Source organism: Paraburkholderia tuberum STM678 (assembly GCF_902833905.1).
Lineage (GTDB): Bacteria > Pseudomonadota > Gammaproteobacteria > Burkholderiales > Burkholderiaceae > Paraburkholderia > Paraburkholderia tuberum.
Window position 1 is genome coordinate 14,362 of the sequence record NZ_CADFGP010000025.1, and the last position, 20,352, is coordinate 34,713.

19 protein-coding genes and 1 pseudogene are annotated in these 20,352 nt (G+C 65.6%); 15 read left to right on the forward strand and 5 right to left on the reverse strand.

The window, feature by feature from the left end:
* Positions 1–87: 87 nt before the first annotated feature.
* On the reverse strand, positions 88–852 hold the full coding sequence (locus tag HWY30_RS21780) for an SDR family oxidoreductase (RefSeq protein WP_090809366.1): 765 nt from the start codon (positions 850–852) through the stop codon (positions 88–90).
* Between the two features lie 271 nt (positions 853–1,123).
* On the opposite strand from HWY30_RS21780, the gene HWY30_RS21785 reads away from it, so the two are divergent.
* On the forward strand, positions 1,124–1,957 hold the full coding sequence (locus HWY30_RS21785) for a polysaccharide deacetylase family protein (protein WP_090810454.1): 834 nt from the start codon (positions 1,124–1,126) through the stop codon (positions 1,955–1,957).
* Positions 1,958–1,992: 35 nt separating this feature from the next.
* On the opposite strand, the gene HWY30_RS21790 is transcribed toward HWY30_RS21785, so the two are convergent.
* Positions 1,993–3,405, reverse strand: coding sequence for a DUF2252 domain-containing protein (locus HWY30_RS21790; RefSeq protein ID WP_090809361.1), 1,413 nt, complete (start codon positions 3,403–3,405; stop codon positions 1,993–1,995).
* Positions 3,406–3,688: 283 nt separating this feature from the next.
* On the opposite strand from HWY30_RS21790, the gene HWY30_RS21795 reads away from it, so the two are divergent.
* Positions 3,689–4,372, forward strand: a complete 684-nt coding sequence (locus tag HWY30_RS21795; RefSeq protein WP_090809359.1) for a Pr6Pr family membrane protein — start codon at positions 3,689–3,691, stop codon at positions 4,370–4,372.
* Between the two features lie 181 nt (positions 4,373–4,553).
* Complete coding sequence (locus tag HWY30_RS21800; RefSeq protein WP_013091250.1) at positions 4,554–4,820, forward strand: CsbD family protein; 267 nt, start codon at positions 4,554–4,556, stop codon at positions 4,818–4,820.
* A 96-nt stretch (positions 4,821–4,916) separates the two neighbouring features.
* On the opposite strand, the gene xth is transcribed toward HWY30_RS21800, so the two are convergent.
* Positions 4,917–5,726, reverse strand: coding sequence for an exodeoxyribonuclease III (gene xth, locus HWY30_RS21805; RefSeq protein WP_090810451.1), 810 nt, complete (start codon positions 5,724–5,726; stop codon positions 4,917–4,919).
* 383 nt (positions 5,727–6,109) lie between these two features.
* On the opposite strand from xth, the gene HWY30_RS21810 reads away from it, so the two are divergent.
* A complete protein-coding gene (locus HWY30_RS21810) occupies positions 6,110–6,454 on the forward strand; it encodes a zinc ribbon domain-containing protein YjdM (protein WP_090809357.1) in 345 nt (114 codons plus the stop codon).
* Positions 6,455–6,489: 35 nt separating this feature from the next.
* Positions 6,490–6,828: pseudogene (locus HWY30_RS21815) on the forward strand (spermidine synthase); the annotation flags it as partial.
* A gap of 61 nt (positions 6,829–6,889) precedes the next feature.
* On the opposite strand, the gene HWY30_RS21820 reads toward HWY30_RS21815, so the two are convergent.
* Complete coding sequence (locus HWY30_RS21820; RefSeq protein WP_090809355.1) at positions 6,890–7,075, reverse strand: CopG family transcriptional regulator; 186 nt, start codon at positions 7,073–7,075, stop codon at positions 6,890–6,892.
* An 81-nt stretch (positions 7,076–7,156) separates the two neighbouring features.
* Entirely contained in the window at positions 7,157–7,924 is a 768-nt protein-coding gene (locus tag HWY30_RS21825) for a YoaK family protein (protein ID WP_090809353.1), read from the reverse strand.
* A 251-nt stretch (positions 7,925–8,175) separates the two neighbouring features.
* Between HWY30_RS21825 and hyfB the strand changes: the two genes are divergently transcribed.
* The 10 genes from hyfB to HWY30_RS21875 all read left to right on the forward strand — a co-directional run bounded on the left by hyfB (position 8,176) and on the right by HWY30_RS21875 (position 20,248).
* The gene (gene hyfB, locus HWY30_RS21830; RefSeq protein ID WP_090809351.1) at positions 8,176–10,182 is read left to right on the forward strand and encodes a hydrogenase 4 subunit B; all 2,007 of its coding nucleotides are present in this window, start codon (positions 8,176–8,178) and stop codon (positions 10,180–10,182) included.
* Positions 10,176–11,126: a respiratory chain complex I subunit 1 family protein gene (locus HWY30_RS21835; RefSeq protein WP_090809348.1), complete on the forward strand. Its 951-nt coding sequence runs from the start codon at positions 10,176–10,178 to the stop codon at positions 11,124–11,126. Before hyfB ends, HWY30_RS21835 begins: the two co-directional genes overlap by 7 nt.
* Positions 11,127–11,786 (forward strand): formate hydrogenlyase, encoded by a 660-nt coding sequence (locus HWY30_RS21840; protein ID WP_090809347.1) that lies wholly within the window; start codon positions 11,127–11,129, stop codon positions 11,784–11,786. It abuts the gene before it with no gap.
* Entirely contained in the window at positions 11,779–13,242 is a 1,464-nt protein-coding gene (locus HWY30_RS21845; RefSeq protein ID WP_090809345.1) for a hydrogenase 4 subunit F, read from the forward strand. Before HWY30_RS21840 ends, HWY30_RS21845 begins: the two co-directional genes overlap by 8 nt.
* 3 nt (positions 13,243–13,245) lie before the next feature.
* Positions 13,246–14,805, forward strand: coding sequence for a hydrogenase large subunit (locus tag HWY30_RS21850; protein ID WP_090809343.1), 1,560 nt, complete (start codon positions 13,246–13,248; stop codon positions 14,803–14,805).
* A complete protein-coding gene (locus HWY30_RS21855; protein WP_090809341.1) occupies positions 14,805–15,314 on the forward strand; it encodes an NADH-quinone oxidoreductase subunit B family protein in 510 nt (169 codons plus the stop codon). Before HWY30_RS21850 ends, HWY30_RS21855 begins: the two co-directional genes overlap by 1 nt.
* 269 nt (positions 15,315–15,583) lie before the next feature.
* Positions 15,584–16,306: a (2Fe-2S)-binding protein gene (locus tag HWY30_RS21860; RefSeq protein WP_090810449.1), complete on the forward strand. Its 723-nt coding sequence runs from the start codon at positions 15,584–15,586 to the stop codon at positions 16,304–16,306.
* 11 nt (positions 16,307–16,317) lie between these two features.
* Positions 16,318–17,319 (forward strand): FAD binding domain-containing protein, encoded by a 1,002-nt coding sequence (locus tag HWY30_RS21865; protein WP_090809339.1) that lies wholly within the window; start codon positions 16,318–16,320, stop codon positions 17,317–17,319.
* A complete protein-coding gene (locus HWY30_RS21870; protein WP_090809337.1) occupies positions 17,316–19,529 on the forward strand; it encodes a xanthine dehydrogenase family protein molybdopterin-binding subunit in 2,214 nt (737 codons plus the stop codon). The genes HWY30_RS21865 and HWY30_RS21870 overlap by 4 nt, the downstream gene beginning before the upstream one ends.
* Before the next feature lie 131 nt (positions 19,530–19,660).
* The gene (locus tag HWY30_RS21875; protein WP_090809335.1) at positions 19,661–20,248 is read left to right on the forward strand and encodes a nucleotidyltransferase family protein; all 588 of its coding nucleotides are present in this window, start codon (positions 19,661–19,663) and stop codon (positions 20,246–20,248) included.
* Positions 20,249–20,352 lie beyond the last annotated feature (104 nt).

The window sequence follows — 20,352 nt, forward strand, 5'->3', positions numbered from 1 at the left end:
GTGGAAAGACGGCGGAGCGCCCAGTATAAGTTGAACGCGCGCGCCCCGCTCCCCGCCCCGGCGTTGTGAGCCGGTGCTGCGCGCCGCTCAGCCGCGCCCGACGAACGGCATCTTGCTCGCCATGATCGTCATGAACTGCACGTTCGCCGACAGCGGCAGGCTCGCCATATGCAGCACCGCGTCGGCGACGTGCTGCACGTCCATCAGCGGCTCGACCGCGATCTCGCCGTTCGCTTGCGGCACGCCGCGCGCCATTCGCGCGGCCATCTCGGTCCCCGCGTTGCCAATGTCGATCTGCCCGCACACGATGTCGTATTTGCGGCCGTCGAGCGACACCGCTTTCGTGAGTCCGGTAATCGCGTGTTTGGTCGCCGTGTAAGCGGCGCTGTTCGGACGCGGCGCATGCGCGGAGATCGAGCCGTTGTTGATGATGCGGCCACCGCGCGGGTTCTGCGTCTTCATCAGGCCGAACGCCGCGCGCGTGCACAGGAACACGCCGTTCAGATTGGTATCGACGATGGAACGCCATTCGTCGATGCTCACTTCGTCGAGATCGACGGGCGAGCCGTTGCGTCCCGCGTTGTTGAACAGCAGGTCGAGCCGGCCGAAGCGCGCGCGGATCGTGTCGAAAAGCGCGGCGACGCTGTCGGCGTCGGTCACGTCGCACGCAACCGCGAGCGCGTCGCCGCGCAGCGCCCGCGCTTGCTGCGCGACCGCATCGAGCGCGGCCTGGCGGCGGCCGGCGAGCACCACGCTATAGCCGTGCTGCGCGAGCGTCAGTGCGCACGCGCGGCCGATGCCGCTGCCCGCGCCCGTCACCAGCGCCACTTTTCCGTTTCCTGTTTCCGACATCACGCATCTCCTGTTGTATTGGGTAGCGACGCGAGCTTGTTGCGGCAATCGGTCCGATCGCCATCGACACGCGCGACTCTTTTCGCCCCGCACCATACAACAGCGAATCAGCGATCGCAAACCGCGCGACGTCTTTCAGCGCGCTTTCACCGGATACGTGGCCGCCGAACGGCACGTCGACGAGCGCAACAGTGGTATCGTTCGCGGCTGCGCATCGCGCAAGATTCACGGCCTTCCCGGGACGGAGGAAGGCGTACTGGAAGCACGTTCGATGAATGAATGCCCGAACCCGCCGCGCCGCTGGCCGCGTAGCCGCAACTCCGCACTGCTGAACGGCACGATCGGCTGGCACGTGATCGTGCTGATCGGCGTGGCTGTCGCACCGGCCGCGTGGCCATGGTGGCTCGCCGCGATTGTCGCGAACCACGCGCTGTTCACGATCGCCGGACTATTGCCGCGCACCACCCTGCTCGGGCCCAACTGGACCCGCCTGCCCGCGAACCCGCGCAACGCGGATGCAATCGCGCTGACCATCGACGACGGTCCCGATCCCGTCGTCACGCCAAAAGTGCTCGATCTGCTCGACGCGTTCGACGTGCGCGCGACGTTCTTCTGCATCGGCGCGAAGGTGGAGCGTTATCCGCAACTCGCGCGCGAGATCGTCGCGCGTGGGCATGGGCTCGAAAATCACTCGCAGGTGCACATGCATACGTTTTCGGTCACGTTTCCGCGCGCGTTGACGCGCGAGATCGCCGCCGCGCAACGCACGCTCGAAACCGTCAGCGGCGCGCGGCCGATGTTTTTCCGCGCGCCCGCCGGCCTGCGCAACCTCTTCCTGGAGCCGGTGCTGCGCAAGCTCGATCTGCGTCTCGCGGCCTGGACACGGCGCGGCTACGATACGCGCGAGCGTGACCCTCACGTGGTTGCGCGGCGGCTGCTCGATGATCTCGCCGCGCGCGACATCCTGTTGCTGCACGATGGCAACGCCGCGCTGACGATCGAAGGCCAGCCGCTGATTCTCGCGGTGCTGCCGAGCGTGATCGAAGCGGCACGCGAGCGCCATCTGCGTTTCGTCACGCTGCGCGAAGCGCGCGCCGATGCGTGACGGCGCGCGTGAAGTGACACCACGCGCACGCAGCGCTACACACGGAAATCCGCCGCCATGTCCTCGTCGGTGCGCGCTTCGAGCTTGCCGTCGCGGCACGCTTTGATGAACACGTCGTGGTCGCGCTCGACCTGATCCGCGTAGGCGCTCGCGTAGCCGCTCAGCGCTTCGCCGAACTGATCGCCGCGGCCGATGTACGCGCTGATCTCGATCGCCTGGCCGCTCGCCTTCGCATGCGCGCGCGCCATGATCCAGCCGCACAGCCGCGCATAGCCGTCGAGCAGATCGCTGTCGAACAGCTCGATATTCGCGGACAGCTTCATGTCGCGCAGCTGGCGGAAATAGAAATGCCGCCCGAGCGGCCCGGTCCCCCAGCCGAGGAAGACGTCGCTCGCGGCCTGCAGCAGCCGCTGTCCTTGCACGACGCGCTCGCCCTGATGCGTGACCGCCGGCGACTTGTAGAACTGCGCGATGACCGACGGCCGCGCCTCCTTCAATTGCAGGAACAACGGCTTGCCCATGTGATCGACGAGCAGCACGCCCAGACAACGCGTGCCGACGCTGCCGACGCCGACCGCCTTGAACACGACGTCGTGCCTCGTGAACTGATCCAGCAGTTCGCGCCGATCGTGCGACATCGTCTTGCGGTACTCGTCCCACACTTGCTCGACCATCTTGTCGACGTTGCCGCTCCGGTAGGTTTCGGTTTCCTCGGCCGTCAACAACGTGTTCGCACGGTGCACGTGAAACAGCGCGGGCGGCGCATCGTGGATGGTCCAACGATTGCCGTCGAACGAGGCCATTTTTTCGAGCAGGCTCTCATGCATGCGGCTCGCGGCCTTCTCCATGCCGCGCCGCACCGCGCGCCGGCGCTCGGGCGTCAGTGCGATCTCGGCCATGCGGTCGAACGTGATGCGGTCGTACCACAGGTCGAGCGCGCCGAACTGCGCGTATTGCGCGACGCGATCGCGATACGAGCCGACCGCGGTCATCACCAGACTCTCGGCGGTGCCGCGGCTCAGGCGCATCTGGCGCGCGGCCACGACGAGGCTCGCGCACAGGCGTTTCAGGTCCCATTCGAACGGGCCGATCGAGACTTCATCGAAGTCGCTCAGGTCGAAGACCAGTTGCCGCTCGGGCGTTGCGAAGCCGCCGAAATTCATCAGATGGCCGTCGCCGCAGATCGGCATGGTGAGGCCGGTGTCGTGCACCTTGCTCAGATCGTGCGCCTGCAGAATCGCGCTGCCTCGAAAGAACGAGAACGGCGAGGCAGCCATGCGCCCATAGCGCAGCGGCACCAGATTCTCGACGCGCTCCGCGCTGCTCTGTTTCAGCAGCTCGATCGGATCGCGGTGCAACTCGCCGACCGCCCGGTGACTCGAGCGTTTCGAATGCTCGCGCGCGGCGCGGCCGCGCGCTTCCCGTTCGGCAATGGTGCTGGCTTTCATGCTTTCTCTCCGTTTTGCGAGTCTTGAGCCGGCGCTGACAGAGACTGCTTGCCGCGCACGGCGTCGTTAACATCGAGGGCTGCAGCCGCGATCATAACGGGTCGAAACACACAATGAATCGCCGCCAGTGAGCGCGGCGCTTGCAGCCGTGGCGGCGAGCTTGCAACCCGCTTTACAGCCAGCCAGTAGCTCGCGTAGTACGCCGTAGTATTTTGCCAACGCCGGCGCGCGTGGGCGCGAAAGCCCATGCAGCCGCGCGCGCACCGCGCGTAGAATCAAGCGCATGCGCCCTACCCTCGCTCCGCAGCGCGAGCCCGAGCTGCCGCTGCATACGCCCAGTGTGTCGTCGCTGACGTTGGCGGCGGTCATTGCGCTGATCGCGTGGATGGCGATCCTCGCGCAAGCCGACCTGACGATCGATCGCTCGCTCGCGCGCGGGCTCACCGTGTTCGACGCGCTCGCGCGCATGAGCAGCTACCTGACCAATCTGACGGTGCTCGCCAGTGCGCTCTGCTTCACCTGCATCGTGCTGCGGAAGCACCGCTCGCCGCTCGTGCGCTTTTTCCGGCAGCCCACGGTCGTGACCGCGGTGGTCGCGTACATCGTGTTCGTCGGCCTCGCGTACAACCTGCTGTTGCGCGGACTGTGGCCGCTGTCGCCCTACCGGCGCCTGCTCAACGAGTCGCTGCACAGCGTGCTGCCGATGCTCGCCGCGCTCTACTGGGTGCTGTTCGTGCCGCGTTTTCATCTGCGGTTGCGCCACGCTCCGCTGTGGCTCGTCTATCCGCTCGCCTATCTCGGCATCACGTTCTGGCGCGGCAGCCTGTCGGATTTTTATCCGTATCCGTTCATCGACGTCGAAACGCTCGGGCTGCGCCAGGTGCTCGTCAATGCCGCGCTGCTGTTCGGCGGTTTTCTGATGCTGCTGGCCGTGTTCGTCGGCATCAATTTCGGGCGCCGACGATGATGTTCCAGCACGTCCCCTTTGGCCGGATGCATGGCGTCCCGTCGCCGGGCGCACTTCTTGCGCCCCTTTCGTCACTGACGCAGGCTCACGCCGCACTGGCACGGCTTGCGCGGCGCCCTTGTGCGAGCGCGTTGCAATTGCAGCGGGCCCGCACGTAAATATGACAACAGGAGCGATGCATATGGATACGAATTCAGCGGCAGGCGCGGTAAAGGAAGTCGCGGGCAAGGTGCAAAGCGCGGTCGGCGATGCCGTCGGCGACACCAGCGCGCAGGTGGCGGGCAAGGCGCGCGAATTGAGCGGCAAGGCGCAGCAGTTATGCGCGAATACGACGAGCCTCGTGCGCGATACGACGGCCGAAAACCCGTTCACGACGCTGGCCGTGGTTGCTCTCGCCGGGTTCGTGATGGGCGCGCTGTGGTCGCGCGGCGGTCGCGACTACGACTGAAGCAGGCACGGCGCCGGATCATAGGCGCCGATCAACAGGGCGCAGCAGTCGCGCCAAAGCGGGCGATCCGCCGCAAGCGGATCGCCCGCCGCTTCACTAGCCGCTCTTCTTCTTGCGGCCGGCGCCCATTTCCAGTTCGATCCACGTCGGCGCGTGGTCGCTGGCATGCGGTTCGCCGCGCACCCAACGGTCGACGCCCGCATCGCGCAGGCGCGGCGCGAGGTCGGCGCTCAGCAGCAGATGATCGATGCGCAGCCCCGAATTCGTATCCCAATGACGGCGAAAATAATCCCAGAACGTGTACACGCGTTCGTCGCCGAAATGCGTGCGCAGCGCATCGGTCCAGCCTTGCGCGAGCAGCCTGCGATAACGCTCGCGGCTCTCCGGCTGCAGCAGCGCGTCCTTTAGCCACGAGCGCGGGTTGTAGATGTCTTCGTCGGTCGGCACGACGTTGAAGTCCCCAGCGATCACGACCGGGTGGCCGCTCTGGTAGAGCTGCGCCGCATGCGCGATCAGATGATCGAACCACGCGAGCTTGTAGTCGAACTTGGGGCCGGGCTGCGGATTGCCGTTCGGCAGGTACAAACACACGATCAGTACGCCGCCGACCGCGGCCTCGATATAACGGCTATGCGTGTCGTCTTCGAAACCGGGCAGACCGCGCCGACGTTCGAGTGGTGCGTCGCCTTTGGCCAGAATCGCCACACCGTTCCATGCGCTCTGGCCTTGCCACACGGCGCCATAACCGGCGTCGCGCAATGCGTCGACTGGAAATGCGCTATCCACTGCCTTCAGTTCCTGCAGGCAGACCACGTCAGGCGCCTCGCGCTCGAGCCATTGCAATAGCGCCGCCTGCCGCGAGCGGATACCGTTGATGTTGAACGTCGCAATGCGCAGCTTCGCCATGATCATCTCTCCCTCGCCTATTGCTCCGCGACGTCGCGATACTCGGTCGGCCGCGAACGCGCGCGGCAATCAGGGTGTTGTCCCCGATCGGTTTTGCTCATAGCACCGACTCCATTTTGGCCCGGTTGGCCAGTTCCAAATTTATCACCCGCAAAGCGGACATTTTCCATCCAGTTCAAACCTGTCGACATCCGCGGCGAAGCTACCCGTAAGTCTGATGAATGGGACTGAAAGTCCGATGATAATCGGACGGTAAGAGCATGTGTATTGCATTATAATTTTTTGCACCCACGAGCCGCCGGCACGACGACCGGCTCAGGCCTGGCGGGTTGCGCGCCTGTTTTTTTACTGACTGACTCAAAATCGTTTCAATGGAAGCTGCAATGAACGCTGCCCCTTCATGCCCGCAATGCGCAATGGAAAACACTTACCCTGACGGCACGCTGTACGTGTGCGCGGACTGCGGTCACGAATGGTCGGCGAACGCTGGCGCCGACGCGAGCGATGAACCGGCGGGCAGCGTCGTCAAGGATGCGAACGGCAACGTGCTGTCGGACGGTGACTCGGTCGTGCTGATCAAGGATTTGCGCGTCAAGGGCTCGTCGATCACGCTGAAGATGGGCACCAAGGTGAAAAGCATCCGGATCGTCGGTGGCGATCACCAAATCGACTGCAAGACGGACGCCGGCAGCTTCATGCTCAAGGCCTGCTTTCTGAAGAAGGTCTGACGGGCCGTTCGCCGTTGGCGGCCCCGCCCGGAAGCGCGGACATCGCGTTCTTCGCCGCCTGTCGCGAGCGTTTAACCGGGACGGGCGTCCTCGTCATCAACTTTACGGACGATGATCCGGCCATACCGCGGCACCTCGAGCGGCTGAAATCCGTATTTGGCGTTTCCTATGCGATCGTTCGGTGCGGCGACGACAGCAACTTCGTCGCGTTTGCCTGGAAAAGCGGGCGTCGCTTGCCGCCCCGACAAGTCCTGTTCGAGCGCGCCCTCTCGTTTGACTTTGCAGGCGAACGCAAGCTGTCCGTCACTGCTTGCCACCTGAAAGCGGGAGAGCGCCTCGATCCGAAGCGGCTGATCTGGCATGCGCAAGGGTAAGGGCAAGGGCAAGGGCACTGGGAAATCGGCGGTTGACCGGCACCAGGCCTCGAGCTGGGCGTCACTTTCCCCGCTTGGCGAGTGGACTCTTGGTCTTGTAGGTCACGCCGTGACGCTCGAGATACTCGCGGATCAGTTGGCGGACGACTTGTGACGGCGTCAGATCTTGCGCCGAGCAGAGCATTTCAAATGCTTCTTTCTTGGCGGGGTCGATCAGGACGGTCAGGCGTGCGGTTTTCGTTTCCATTACGAGGACGGGTCGGCGAATATGCTAACCAAATTATAATGCATTTGCTTTCGACGAGGATTCACCCCGCCTCCTATGAGGTCAGTGCCTGCGCTCGAACCGATAGAGATAGGCCAGCACATCGTCGGCGACGGGCACGATCGCGAGTGTGACGAGCGCGCCGGCGAGCGGCACGGTCGACACGTAGCCCACATGCTTGAAACCGATTGCGCCGATCAGGCCGCCCACGAAAAACGACGCGAGCATCGTGCCGTGGATCTTCAGCTTCGCGCGGTTTGCGATGACCGCGTGCGCGTCGTCGATGAGCGCCGATCGATTCCAGTAAAAAAGCTTACCCAACTCAATTCCGAGGTCCGTGACGATGCCGGTCATGTGTGTGGTACGGATCTCCGCGCCCGACAGCTTGGTGATCATCGCATTCTGCAGCCCCATGATGAAGCACAGCAGGATCACGGTCACGGGGACGAAGAACGCTTCGCGTAGCGCGAGGTGGCTGCCGAGCAGACCGAACAGGAGCAGCAGCGCGGCCTCGACCGCCAATGGCAGCACGTACTGGCTTTGCAGGCCGCGGCGGCGCCCCCAGTTGACGAGCACCGCCGAGCCCCCCGCTCCGACGACAAACGATGCCAGCGAACCGATGCCGGCCAGCACGAGCCGGATGTCCCCGAGCGCCGTCTGGTCCGCGATCGCCGACACGATGCCGCTCATATGCGACGTGTATTGCTTGACCGCGAGGAAGCCGCCGGCATTGGTGGCGCCGGCGACGAAGGCAAGAGACAACCCGAGCTGACGGTTCGCGGTCGTGCTGCGGTGTTTTCCCGTCAGGCTTCGAAAGTACTGCGCAGGCATAGGATCTTCACTCAATCGCTCGGAACAACAGCAAAGACGCGGCGAATAGACGCTTCGCGCACCGCATGCAGGCGAGCTGCGCACAGAGGCGCCCGATTCGCTCGAACATGTGGTTCACATGATAACGCCATTATCATATCCTGTTATCCAGATTGGTTTTCTGATGTCATAATGCGGTTTGAGTGAGCCCGGCAAGCTGGAGCTCATTCCATGCTCCTCGTCCCAATCCGAGCGTACTGGAGACATTCCGGATGGCACCTTTCACGGTCGTCCATTTCGTCCTGCTGGTCGCGGCCGCCTGGCTTGTGACCGGCACGCTGGGTCTCGGAGTTCTGCATCGCACGCGATTCGTTGCACACGGGCTGTTTCCGCTCGGCGCGCTGGGAGGGCTGCTGCTGGGCGCGGCGGGACTCGCCGGCATCTTTTCCGAGCCGACCACCGCGGTGCTGCCGATCGGACTGCCCGGGTTGCCGTTCCATCTGCGCGTCGATGGGCTATCCGGCTATTTCCTGTTCGTGCTTGGTGTCGTCAGCGCGGGGATCGGCGCCTTCTCCGCCGGTTATTTCCGTAAGGGCGAAGGGTCCGCGCCGGGACTCATCTGCTTCGAATACCACGTTTGCATCGCGAGCATCGCGCTCGTGCTCATCGCCGACGATGCGTATGTGTTCATGGTCGCCTGGGAAACGCTGACGCTGTCCGCGACGTTCCTCGTGATGACCAACCATCGGATCGGCGAGATCCGCCGCGCAGCCTACCTGTATTTCCTGATCTCCCACGTCGGCGCGCTCGCGCTGCTGCTTTGCTTCGGCATCCTGCAGGCGCGCACCGGTGACTACACGTTTGCCAATCTGCGCGCGCAGTCGCCCGACGCGTTGTGGGCATCGCTCGCGTTCCTGTTCGCGCTGGTTGGATTCGGTGCCAAGGCGGGCGTGTTCCCGTTGCACGTGTGGCTGCCGGATGCCCATCCCGCGGCGCCGTCCCCCGTATCGGCGCTGCTCAGTGGATTCGTGCTGAAGGTCGGCCTGTATGGCCTGATCCGGACCGTGTTCGACCTGCTGCACGTGCAGCTCGCCTGGTGGGGCGTGCTGCTGCTCGTGCTGGGTATCGGCACCGCGCTGCTCGGCGTGGTGTTCAGTACGATCCAGGTCGATATGAAGCGCCTGCTCGCGTATTCGTCGATCGACAACGTCGGCCTGATGATCGTCTCGCTCGGGCTCGCGGTGCTGTTTCGCGCGTACGGGATGACGGCCCTGTGCGCGCTTGCGCTGAGCGCGATGCTCTACCAGATCGTCGCGCATGCGGCCTTCAAGAGCCTGCTGTTCCTCGGCACCGGGGCCGTGCTGCACGCCACCGGGGAGCGCAATCTCGGCAAGCTTGGCGGCCTGATCCGTGTCATGCCGTGGACCGCCTGGGCCGTGCTCACTGGCGTCGCAGCCAGCGCTGGCTTGCCTCCGATGAGTGGTTTCGTCGCGGAGTGGCTCCTGCTGCAAAGCTTCCTGTTCACGCCGGGTCTGCAGAATTCCGTGCTGGCGATGACGGTGCCGATTGCGGCCGCACTCGTCGCGATGACGGCAGCTCTCGCCGGTTACACGATGGTCAAGTTCTTCGGCATCGTCTTCCTCGGGCAGCCGAGAGAAGCAAAACTGAGTCGCGCACACGACGCGAATACCTGGGAACGGCTCGCGTTCTGCTGGTTCGCGGTGGCCGGTGTGCTGCTCGGACTGATGCCTACGCAGTTCGTCAAGGTGCTGGACCGGGTCACGCGCGTGCTCGTCGGTGCCGGAATCGGCGCGGAAAATCATGGCTGGTTGATCTTCGTGCCGGTGTCGACCGCGCGGGCGAGTTACATGCCCGTCGTGTTCATGCTGTTTTTCGTCGCTTGCTGCGGCCTTGCGTGGGTGCTGGTACGGCGCTTCTACCACGGTCGGCTGCGACGGGCCGCGCCGTGGAGTTGCGGCTTCCCGTTTACGACCGCGCGGATGCAGGATACGGCGGAAGGCTTCGGGCAACCGATCCGGGAGATCTTCGCGCCGCTGCTGCGCATCGAGCGGCAACTGCCGTCGCCGTTCGACGCACAGCCGGCCTACCGGGTCTCGGTCGCCGACCGCACGTGGTCGATTCTCTACGACCGTATCGCCGCACTCACGCAACGCGCGGCGGAATGGGCGGGGCGGCTGCAGACGGGCAAGATTGCCGTGTACCTGACCTACAGCTTCGCCGTGCTGATCCTGCTCCTGCTGCTGGTGAGACGATGGTGACCCTATCCGGCGTGCTATCGCAAACCCTCGAGATCGTGCTGGCGCTTGCCGCCGCGCCACTGCTCACGGGCTGGGTCAACCAGTGCCGCGCGTGGCTGCAGAACCGGCGCGCGCCCAGCATCTGGCAACCGTACCGGATGCTCCACAAGCTGTTCAACAAGGAATCAGTCGTCGCTTATGGCGCGAGTCCGGTGTTCCGTGGCGCGCCCTATGTCGTGTGGGCGGCAATGACGCTCGCCTGTGCAATCGTGCCGACGCTGTCGACCGAATTGCCGCTGTCTCCCGCCGCGGATGCGATCGCGCTCGTCGGCCTGTTTGCGTTCGCGCGCGTCGCGCTGTCGCTCGCGGCGATGGATATCGGCACGGCGTTCGGCACGCTCGGCGCGCGCCGCGAGATGCTGGTCGGTTTCCTCGCGGAACCGGCCTTGCTGATGGTGCTGCTGTCGGCCTCGCTGATCACGCAGTCGACCCTGCTCACGAGCATCGTCGCGACGCTCGGACACAGCGAGCTGACGATCTATCCGAGCCTGGCGTTCGCCGGCATAGCGTTCACGCTGGTCTCGCTCGCCGAGAATGCGCGGCTGCCCGTCGACAACCCGACCACCCACCTCGAGCTGACGATGATCCACGAGGCGCTGATCCTCGAATATTCGGGTCGGCACCTCGCGCTGATGGAATGGGCGGCCAGCCTCAAACTGTTCGCCTACTCGTGCATCGGCATTGCGCTGTTCATGCCGTGGGGGATCGCCGCGGCGGGTAATCCGCTCGCGCTGCTGCTCGCGGTGCCGGCACTCTTCGTCAAGCTGATGGCGGGCGGCGCCGCGCTGGCCGTGATCGAGACCGCCAACGCGAAGATGCGGATTTTCCGGGTCCCGGAGTTCCTCGCGACCGCCTTCCTGCTCGCGGTGATCGGCATGCTCGTTCACCTGCCACTGGGAGCATGAATGCACCCCTACGCGACGCAACTGATCAATTTCCTCGCGGCGGTGCTGCTGATGCTGTCGTTCGCGATGCTGAGTCAGCGTCGGATCCTGTCGCTGATCCACCTCTATACGCTACAGGGTGTCGCGCTCGTTCTGGCCAACCTGATCCTCGGTTTCGTGACCGGTGATGCGCATCTGTACGTGTCGGCCGGACTGACGCTCGTGCTGAAGGTCGGCGTGATTCCGTGGCTCCTGTATCGCCTCGTGCGCAAGCTCGACATTCAGGCCGACGTCGAGCCGCTCATCAACATTCCGACGACACTGCTGATCGGCATCGTGCTCGTGATCGTCGCGTTCAACGTCGCGTCGCCGATCAGCCAGCTCGCGACGTCGGCCGCGCGCGGCACGCTCGGGATCGCGCTTGCGTGCGTGCTGCTGTCGTTCATGGCGATGATCACGCGCGCGAAGGCGATTCCCCAGGTGATCGGCTTCCTGTCGATGGAGAACGGGCTGTTCTTCGCCGCAACGGCCGCCACCAATGGCATGCCGATGATCGTGGAACTCGGTATCGGACTCGACGTGCTGGTCGGGATTCTGATTCTGGGCGTGTTCATGTTCCAGATTCGCGAGCAGTTCGACAGCCTGGACATCCGTCACCTCGAGACACTCAAAGATGAATGACGCCCACGTCGTGCTCGCCGTGCTCGGCATTCCGCTCGTGGCGGCCGTCTCTCTTGCGGCCGTGCGACCCGCTCATGTCGCGCGCAACCTGAACGCCGGCTTCAGCGCCGTGACGTTCGCGGCGACGCTCGTGCTCGCCGCGCGTACCGTCGAACATGGACCGTCGTTCGCGTTCGAACGCGCCTTCTTCGTCGATCCCTTCAACGTGTACCTCGTCGCGCTGACTGCGTTCGTCGGCTGGACGACGTCGCTGTTCTCGCGGCCGTACATGCAGGTCGAAGAGGCGCGCGGCCGGACGACGGCGACGCGCATGCGCCTCTATCACAGCATGTACCAGTTGTTCATGTTCGCGATGCTGCTCGCGCTGCTGACCAATAACCTTGGCGTGCTGTGGGTCGCGATGGAAGGCGCCACGCTCGCGACCGTGCTGCTCGTCAGCGTCTATCGGACCGCCGCGAGCCTCGAAGCCGCCTGGAAGTACTTCATCCTGTGCGGTGTCGGCATCGCGCAGGCTTTGTTCGGCACGATCCTGCTGTACCTCGCCGCGAGCCGGCAACTGACCGACGGCGATGCGCTGCTGTGGACGAGCCTTGCCGCCGTCAAGACGCACCTCGACCCGTCCATCGTGTCGATCGCCTTCGTGTTCCTGCTGGTCGGCTACGGCACGAAAGTCGGCCTCGTGCCAATGCACAACTGGCTGCCGGACGCGCACGCCGAAGGCCCGACACCGATTTCAGCGGTGCTGTCCGGGCTGCTGCTGAACGTCGCGCTGTACGCGGTGCTGCGCTGCAAGGTGCTGGCGGACGGTGCGCTTGGCAACGGCCTGCCGGGGCGATTGCTGGTCGGGTTCGGGCTCGTGTCGGTGCTGGTCGCCTCGTTCTCGCAGTTTCGGCAGAAGGACGTCAAGCGGCTGTTCTCGTATTCGTCGATCGAGCATATGGGCTTGATGACGTTCGCGTTCGGCCTCGGCGGCCCGGTCGCGACGTTCGCCGGTCTGCTGCACATGACCGTCCATTCCCTCGTCAAGTCGGCAATCTTCTTTGCGGTTGGCCACGCAACGCAGAAGGCCGGTACCCAGGCGATCGAAGGCATTCGCGGGCTGCTGCAGGTCAGCCCGACGGTCGGCTGGGGCATGCTGCTCGGCGCGCTCGCGATTCTCGGCTTGCCGCCGTTCGGTGTGTTTGCAAGCGAATTCCTGATCCTGACGACCGCGATGAACACGATACCGTGGACGGCGCCGTTGTTGCTGCTCGGCCTCGCCGTCGCATTCGCGGCGATCTTCGCGCGCGTGCAGCAAATGGTGTTCGGTGAAACGACGACGGCCAAACCGCTCGAGCATCGCCCCGCGCCGCTGCCGGTATTCGTGCATCTGGGTTTGGGGCTGATGCTTGGGCTTTATGTGCCACCCTACCTGGCGACGTGGTATCGCCAGGCCGCAACGATGTTGGCGGGGTGACGGATGCGACTCGAATCGATGCAGATTGCCGCCACCCGCCTCACGCACCGTGCGGGCCAGATTCCAGCGCATGTAGTGAGCGCCGATGAATCAGTCTGGCTCGAGCTGGCGCGAACCGCGAGATCCGAGCAGCGGCGCCTCGTTGCAATGTGGGGCAGCGAAGCAGTCGAAGACGGTTTCTCGGTGAATGCCGCGTACGAATGCGATGACGGCATATTGTGGGTACGCCTCGCGATCGGGCGTAAGCAGGATGCCGATGGGGACTATCCAGATCTCGCCACCGTTTTCCCGTGCGCGACTCGCATGCAACGGGCGATCTTCGATCTGCTCGGCCTGCGGGCGCGTGGCGCCGAGGACACGCGGCCGTGGCTCAATCACGGCAACTGGCCCGAAGATTATTTCCCGCTGCAACGGCAGGCGACGGGTGTCGAAGACTTTGATTCGAGCGAGGCGGACTACCCATTCGTGCAGGTCGCGGGCGATGGCGTACACGAGATCGCGGTCGGGCCGATTCATGCCGGCATCATCGAACCGGGGCATTTCCGGTTCTCGGTCGTCGGCGAGAAGGTGTTGCGCCTTGAAGAACGTCTCGGCTATGTCCACCGTGGCGTCGAGCGTCTGTTCGAACGTACTCCTGCATCGCGCGGTCATCGGGTTGCCGCCAGGATTGCGGGCGACTCGACCGTCGCGTTCTCGTGGGCCTTTTGCATGGCGCTCGAACAAGCCGGCGGCACGATACTGTCGAAGCGCGCACTGTATCTGCGTGCGCTTCTGCTGGAACGCGAGCGCGTGGCCAACCACCTCGGCGACCTCGGCGCGCTCGGCAACGACGCCGGGTTCGGCTTCGGACTCGCGCAGTTCTCGCGGCTCAAGGAGGACTGGATACGGATGAACGCCCGTACATTCGGACATCGGTACCTGATGGATCGGATCGTGCCGGGTGGCGTATCGATCGACGTTCGCCCCGACGACGCGGCGGTGCTGGCGGAGCAATGCGAACGCATCGAACGCGAGGTCCACGTGATGCGCAAAGTCTACGATGATCAGTCCGGGCTGCAGGATCGATTCCTCGGCACGGGCCGATTGACCCCCGCTGTGGTCGAGCATTTTGGCGTGCGTGGCATGGCCGCCCGCGCCAGCGGTCGAACCTTCGACGTTCGCGCCAACTTGCGGCCCGCTCCGTATGACGATATAGCGGTCAAGGCGGTCAGTGATGCGCGCGGCGACGTTGCCGCGCGCGTCGCGGTGCGCTTCGCCGAAATCGATGAATCCCTGCGCCTGATCCGCACGCTGCTGGCCAATCTACCGGATGGTCCGGTGGTCGTCGCCACGACGCCTGCAACGGCGCCCGCGCAAGGCATAGGCTGGGTGGAAGGTTGGCGGGGGGACGTATTCGTCGCCCTCGATCTCGCCCCCGGCGACGTCATCGCCCGATGCCATTGCCACGATCCGTCGTGGCAGAACTGGCCGGCGCTCGAGCACGCGATCATCGGCAACATCGTTCCCGACTTCCCGCTGATCAACAAGTCGTTCAACCTGAACTACGCGGGGCACGATCTCTGATGTGGCAACTGATCCGGCAATTCGCACGCACCGATTTTCCCGGCGAACCCGCACCGGCGGCAGAACACGCGTGGCATCACGACGAGCGACGCATTCGCGAGGATATTCTCGATCTGCTCGGGCGGGCGCTGTGCATCCGACAGATCGACGCGGGTTCATGCAACGGTTGCGAACTGGAGATCCACGCACTGAACAACCCGTACTACAACATCGAAGGACTTGGAATCAAATTCGTCGCGAGTCCGCGGCATGCCGACCTGCTGCTCGTGACCGGGCCGGTGACGCTGAATATGCGAGCGGCCATGCTCGCCGCGTACGACGCGACACCCGCCCCGAAACTCGTCGTTGCCGCAGGCGAATGCGCGTGCACGGGCGGCATTTTTGCCGACAGTTACGCGGTGTGCGGCCCTGTTTCGTCGATCTTGCCGGTCGACGTAACGATCCCCGGATGTCCGCCGCCGCCGATCGATTTGCTGCGAGGCATCCTCGCAGCCTGCCGGGCGCGTTGAGCCCGGAGGTCGATTTCGCATTTTCCCCGTTGCAACGTGCAACTTTTGCCCGTGTTCGCGCGGCTCCAGCCGGGCTCCATCGCGGTCATTGCGCATATTGGCCTGCCTTTATTGCGCAGATCGGCTTTGCGCTTGCAGCGAGTTTTTAATACCGTGTTAGCTGCAACGGCATTCAAATTGCTGCGCAATAGTTTTGTTTCAACGCGATGCGTTGGACATCGACGCGTCGTCAGCCTGCATTGACCTTTCAGTGGAGTCAACAGATCGTCATGACTACGCCTACAGAATGTCAGCATTGCGGGGACACCCCCGCATCAGAGTCCACCGCCGAGCCCACCACCACGCCTTCCCAACCGTCACGACGCCGCTTCCTGCAATCTGCGGCGGCCGCCGCGACGATCGGTGCGGCGCCGCATCTGCGCGCGCAAACGCAAGCGCCGGCGCCCGCCTCACCCGCGCCGCCAGGCAACCCCGTGGTGCCGCCGCGCCCCGTCACGTTGACCGTCAACGGCCGCGCTTACACGCTGCAGCTCGAACCGCGCGTGACGCTGCTCGACGCGTTGCGCGAATACGCGGGACTGATGGGCACGAAGAAAGGCTGCGACCGCGGTCAATGCGGCGCCTGCACGGTGCTCGTCGACGGCCGCCGCATCAACTCGTGCCTGACGCTCGCGGTCATGCACGAAGGCGAGAACATCACGACCGTCGAAGGACTCGCGAGCAACGGCGCGTTGAGTCCGGTGCAGGCCGCGTTCATCGAACACGATGCGTTCCAGTGCGGCTACTGTACGCCCGGGCAGTTGTGCTCGGCGACCGCCCTGCTCGGCGAATTCCGCAACGGCACGGCGAGCACCGTGACCGCCGACGTGCGCGCGCGTCCCGCCGCGCTCACCGACGACGAAATCCGCGAACGCATGAGCGGCAACCTCTGCCGCTGCGGCGCGTACGTGAACATCGTCGCCGCGGTCCGCGCCGCGCACGACAACGCCTGACGGAGACCGACATGGATGCGATCTCCTACGAACGCGCCGGCGACGTCGCCAGCGCGGTGCGCGCCGCGCAACAGCCGGGCGCGGTATTCATCGGCGGCGGCACGAATCTGCTCGATCTGATGAAGGGCGGCGTCGCGCGGCCGGTGCGGCTCATCGATATCACGCACATTGGCGGCCTCGACTCGGTGACGACGCTGCCCGGCGGCGGCATCCGCATCGGCGCGCTGGTGCGCAACAGCGACGCGGCCAATCACGCGCTGGTGCGCGAGCAGTACCCGCTGCTGTCGCAAGCGCTGCTCGCGGGCGCGTCGGCGCAGTTGCGCAACATGGCGACGGTCGGCGGCAATCTGCTGCAACGCACCCGCTGCGGCTACTTCTACGACACCGCGTTCACGCAGTGCAACAAGCGCCTGCCCGGCAGCGGCTGCGCGGCGCTCGACGGCCACAACCGCGCGCATGCGATCCTCGGCGCGAGCCCGCAATGCATTGCGGTCAACCCGTCGGATATGAGCGTCGCGCTGGCCGCGCTCGATGCGCTCGTGCGCGTGAGCGGCCCCAGCGGCGAGCGCACGATCGCGTTCGCCGATTTCCATCGGCTGCCGGGCGACCGGCCCGATGTCGATACCACCTTGCAGCCCGGCGAGCTGATCACCGCGGTCGATCTGCCGCCGCCGCTCTTCAGCGCGCATTCGCACTATCTGAAGGTGCGTGACCGCGCCAGCTACGCGTTCGCGCTCGTATCGGTCGCGGCCGCGTTGCAGATGGACGGCGAGCGTGTTCAGAGCGCGCGCATCGCGCTCGGCGGCGTCGCGCCCAAACCATGGCGCGCGAACGTGGCCGAGCAGATGCTGAGCGGCCAGCCGCTCAGCCAGGCCACGCTGAAGAACGCCGCCGCGGCCGCGTTGAGCGGCGCGCAGCCGCGCCACGACAACGCCTTCAAGGTGCAGCTCGCGCAGCGCGCGATCGTGCGTGCGGTCAATCAGGCAGCCGGCAACGCGGGAGGTGTCGCATGAATCTGATCGGACAACCGCTCGATCGCGTCGACGGACTGCTGAAGGTGACCGGCGACGCGCGTTATGCAGCCGAATTCCCCGGGGCGCGCCTCGCGCATGCGGTGCTCGTGACGAGCACGATCGCGGCCGGCACGATCGCGTCGATCGATGCGAGCCGCGCCGAGGCCGTGCCCGGCGTGCTGCTCGTGATGACCTACCAGAACGCGCCGCGCCTGCCAAATGGCGGCCGGCCCGCGCTCGCGCCGCCGGCCGGCCGGCATCTGTCGCTTCTGCAGGATAACGAAGTGCACTACAGCAACGAGCCGGTCGCGGTGGTCGTCGCCGATACGCTCGAACATGCGGCCGATGCCGCTCGCCAGCTGCGCATCGCCTATCAGCCGGGCGCGGCGGCGCTCGACTTCGAGCAGGCGAAGGCGCACGCGCATGCGCCGGACAAGCCGCAGGGCCGTCAGACCGACACGCAGCGCGGCAGCTTCGAAGACGGCATGCAAAGCGGCGACGTGCATATCGAAGCGACCTATACGACGCCGATCGAGCACCACAACCCGATGGAGCCCCACGCGACGATGGCGCAATGGGACGGCCCGCAGTTGACGGTCTACGACTCGACGCAGGGCGTGAGCGGCGCCGCGCAGGTGCTCGCGAAGACGTTCGCCATCCCTGTGTCCGACGTGCGCGTGATCTCGCCGCTGATCGGCGGCGGCTTCGGCTGCAAGGGCTCGTCGTGGTCGCACGTATCGCTGTGCGCGATGGCCGCGCGGCAAACCGGGCGGCCCGTGCGGCTCGCGCTCGAACGCCCGCAGATGTTCGGCCCGGTCGGCGCGCGGCCGCGCACCGAGCAGCACTTCGTGATCGCCGCGCGGCATGACGGCACGCTGAGCGCGATGCGTCACGACAGCATCTCGAACACGTCGATGATCGAAGATTGGACCGAGACCTGCTGCATGGTCACGCGCATGCTGTACGCGGTGCCCAACCAGATAACGACGCACCGGCTCGTGCAACTCAATGTCGGCACGCCGACCTTCATGCGCGCACCCGGAGAAACCACCGGCTCGTTCGCGCTCGAATCGGCGATGGACGAACTCGCCGTCGCGCTGAAGATGGACCCGCTCGCGCTGCGCCTGAAGAACTACGCTGACAGCGATCCGCAGGAGCACAAGCCGTGGTCGGGCAAGTCGCTGCGCGAGTGCTATCAGATCGGCGCCGAGAAGTTCGGCTGGTCGCGCCGCCCGCACGCGCCACGTTCGAGGCGCGACGGCGACACGCTGATCGGCATGGGCATGGCGACCGCGACCTATCCGGCCAACCGCAGCGAGGCGTCGGCGCTTGCGCAGATTCTGCCGGACGGCACCGCGGTGGTCGCATCGGGCACGCAGGACATCGGCACCGGCACCTACACGGTGATGACCCAGGTCGCCGCCGATGCGCTCGGCTTCACGCCCGAGCAGATCCACTTCGCGCTCGGCGATTCGTCGCTGCCGCGCGCGCCGGTCTCGGGCGGCTCGCAGTCGGCGGCCAGCGTGTCGCCCGCGGTGCGCGACGCGGCGAGCCAGGCGCGCAGCCAGCTGATCGCGCTGGCGCTTGCCGATGCGGCGTCGCCCGTGCATGGCCTGCCGCTCGATGACGTCACCGTCGCAAGCGGCTGGGTCGTGAGCCGCTCGCAACCGGGCAAGCGCGATCCGGCCGCGGCGATCATCGCGCGCGCGGGCGGCAAGCCGATCGAGGCGAGCGCAACCGTGAAGCCCGGCGACGAGAAGCAGAAGTACTCGTTCCACTCGTTCGGCGCGGTGTTCGTCGAGGTCCACGTCGATGCCGAGCTCGGCACGATCCGCGTGCCGCGCGTGGTCGCGGTGTACGACGTCGGCCGCGTGCTGAACCAGAAGACCGCGCGCAGCCAGATGATGGGCGGCATCGTCTGGGGCATCGGCGCGGCGCTGCAGGAGGAAAGCACGCTCGATGCGCGCTTCGGACGCTTCACGAACGCGAACCTCGCCGAGTATCACGTGCCGGTGAATGCCGATATCGGCACGCTCGACATCACCTTCATCGACCGGCCCGATCCTTATATCAACTCGCTCGGCGTGCGCGGTATCGGCGAGATCGGCATCACGGCCGTGGTGGCCGCTATCGCGAACGCGGTGTACAACGCGACCGGCGTGCGGGTGCGCGATCTGCCGATCACGCTGGACAAGGCGGTGCCGACCTGAACCGGCGGCAGTGCCGGAGTTGGAGTGAAAGCGAAAGCGGCGGGCGGCTTGCATCGGGCGTGCCTTGCCGCTTGCTTCGCGCACCGTTGCATCGCACAATCGGGGACATTCCTGTCTACCGGTATCCGCCGATGGCCTACGCTTCGCTCGCCACTGGTGTGTTGCTCGCCGCCGGTCTCGGCTCGCGCTTCGATCCGCACGGGCTGCACAACAAACTGCTCGCACGTATGCCCGACGGCACGCCGGTTGCGCATGAAGCCGCGCATCGGCTGCTGCGGGTCGTGACGCGGGTGCTCGCAGTCGTGCGGCCGGGCTCCGACGCGCTCGCCCGCGCGCTGAACGATGCCGGCTGTGATGTCGTGTTTGCGGCGAGCGCCGAACGCGGCATGGGCGCGAGCCTCGCCGCCGGTATCGAAGCGAGCGACGACGCCGAGGGCTGGATCGTCGCGCTCGCCGATATGCCGCGCATTGCGGTTCCGACGATCGAAGCGGTAGCCCGTGCGCTCGACAACGGCGCGCCGCTCGTCGCGCCGTTCTACTACGGCCAGCGCGGCCATCCGGTCGGCTTCGGCAGCGAGCATCGCGACGCGCTACTCGCGCTGGACGGCGACACCGGCGCGAAAGCACTGCTCAGGTCACACGCGCTGACGCGCATCGACGTCGACGATCCCGGCATTCTGCGCGACGTGGACACGCCGGACGATTTGCGCACGCTCTAGCCGCTAACATCACACTCGCCGAGACTGGCTGCCCGCAGCCGGTCGACATCGAGAATCTTGCCGGGCAAGGAACACTGATACGGCATGAAGCCCCTGGATCTGAC

Coding starts and splice junctions, on each gene's coding strand:
- HWY30_RS21780 (WP_090809366.1), bottom strand. CDS start 852: ATGTCGGAAACAGGAAACGGAAAAGTGGCGCTGGTGACGGGCGCGGGC.
- HWY30_RS21785 (WP_090810454.1), top strand. CDS start 1,124: ATGAATGAATGCCCGAACCCGCCGCGCCGCTGGCCGCGTAGCCGCAAC.
- HWY30_RS21790 (WP_090809361.1), bottom strand. CDS start 3,405: ATGAAAGCCAGCACCATTGCCGAACGGGAAGCGCGCGGCCGCGCCGCG.
- HWY30_RS21795 (WP_090809359.1), top strand. CDS start 3,689: ATGCGCCCTACCCTCGCTCCGCAGCGCGAGCCCGAGCTGCCGCTGCAT.
- HWY30_RS21800 (WP_013091250.1), top strand. CDS start 4,554: ATGGATACGAATTCAGCGGCAGGCGCGGTAAAGGAAGTCGCGGGCAAG.
- xth (WP_090810451.1), bottom strand. CDS start 5,726: ATGGCGAAGCTGCGCATTGCGACGTTCAACATCAACGGTATCCGCTCG.
- HWY30_RS21810 (WP_090809357.1), top strand. CDS start 6,110: ATGAACGCTGCCCCTTCATGCCCGCAATGCGCAATGGAAAACACTTAC.
- HWY30_RS21820 (WP_090809355.1), bottom strand. CDS start 7,075: ATGGAAACGAAAACCGCACGCCTGACCGTCCTGATCGACCCCGCCAAG.
- HWY30_RS21825 (WP_090809353.1), bottom strand. CDS start 7,924: ATGCCTGCGCAGTACTTTCGAAGCCTGACGGGAAAACACCGCAGCACG.
- hyfB (WP_090809351.1), top strand. CDS start 8,176: ATGGCACCTTTCACGGTCGTCCATTTCGTCCTGCTGGTCGCGGCCGCC.
- HWY30_RS21835 (WP_090809348.1), top strand. CDS start 10,176: ATGGTGACCCTATCCGGCGTGCTATCGCAAACCCTCGAGATCGTGCTG.
- HWY30_RS21840 (WP_090809347.1), top strand. CDS start 11,127: ATGCACCCCTACGCGACGCAACTGATCAATTTCCTCGCGGCGGTGCTG.
- HWY30_RS21845 (WP_090809345.1), top strand. CDS start 11,779: ATGAATGACGCCCACGTCGTGCTCGCCGTGCTCGGCATTCCGCTCGTG.
- HWY30_RS21850 (WP_090809343.1), top strand. CDS start 13,246: ATGCGACTCGAATCGATGCAGATTGCCGCCACCCGCCTCACGCACCGT.
- HWY30_RS21855 (WP_090809341.1), top strand. CDS start 14,805: ATGTGGCAACTGATCCGGCAATTCGCACGCACCGATTTTCCCGGCGAA.
- HWY30_RS21860 (WP_090810449.1), top strand. CDS start 15,584: ATGACTACGCCTACAGAATGTCAGCATTGCGGGGACACCCCCGCATCA.
- HWY30_RS21865 (WP_090809339.1), top strand. CDS start 16,318: ATGGATGCGATCTCCTACGAACGCGCCGGCGACGTCGCCAGCGCGGTG.
- HWY30_RS21870 (WP_090809337.1), top strand. CDS start 17,316: ATGAATCTGATCGGACAACCGCTCGATCGCGTCGACGGACTGCTGAAG.
- HWY30_RS21875 (WP_090809335.1), top strand. CDS start 19,661: ATGGCCTACGCTTCGCTCGCCACTGGTGTGTTGCTCGCCGCCGGTCTC.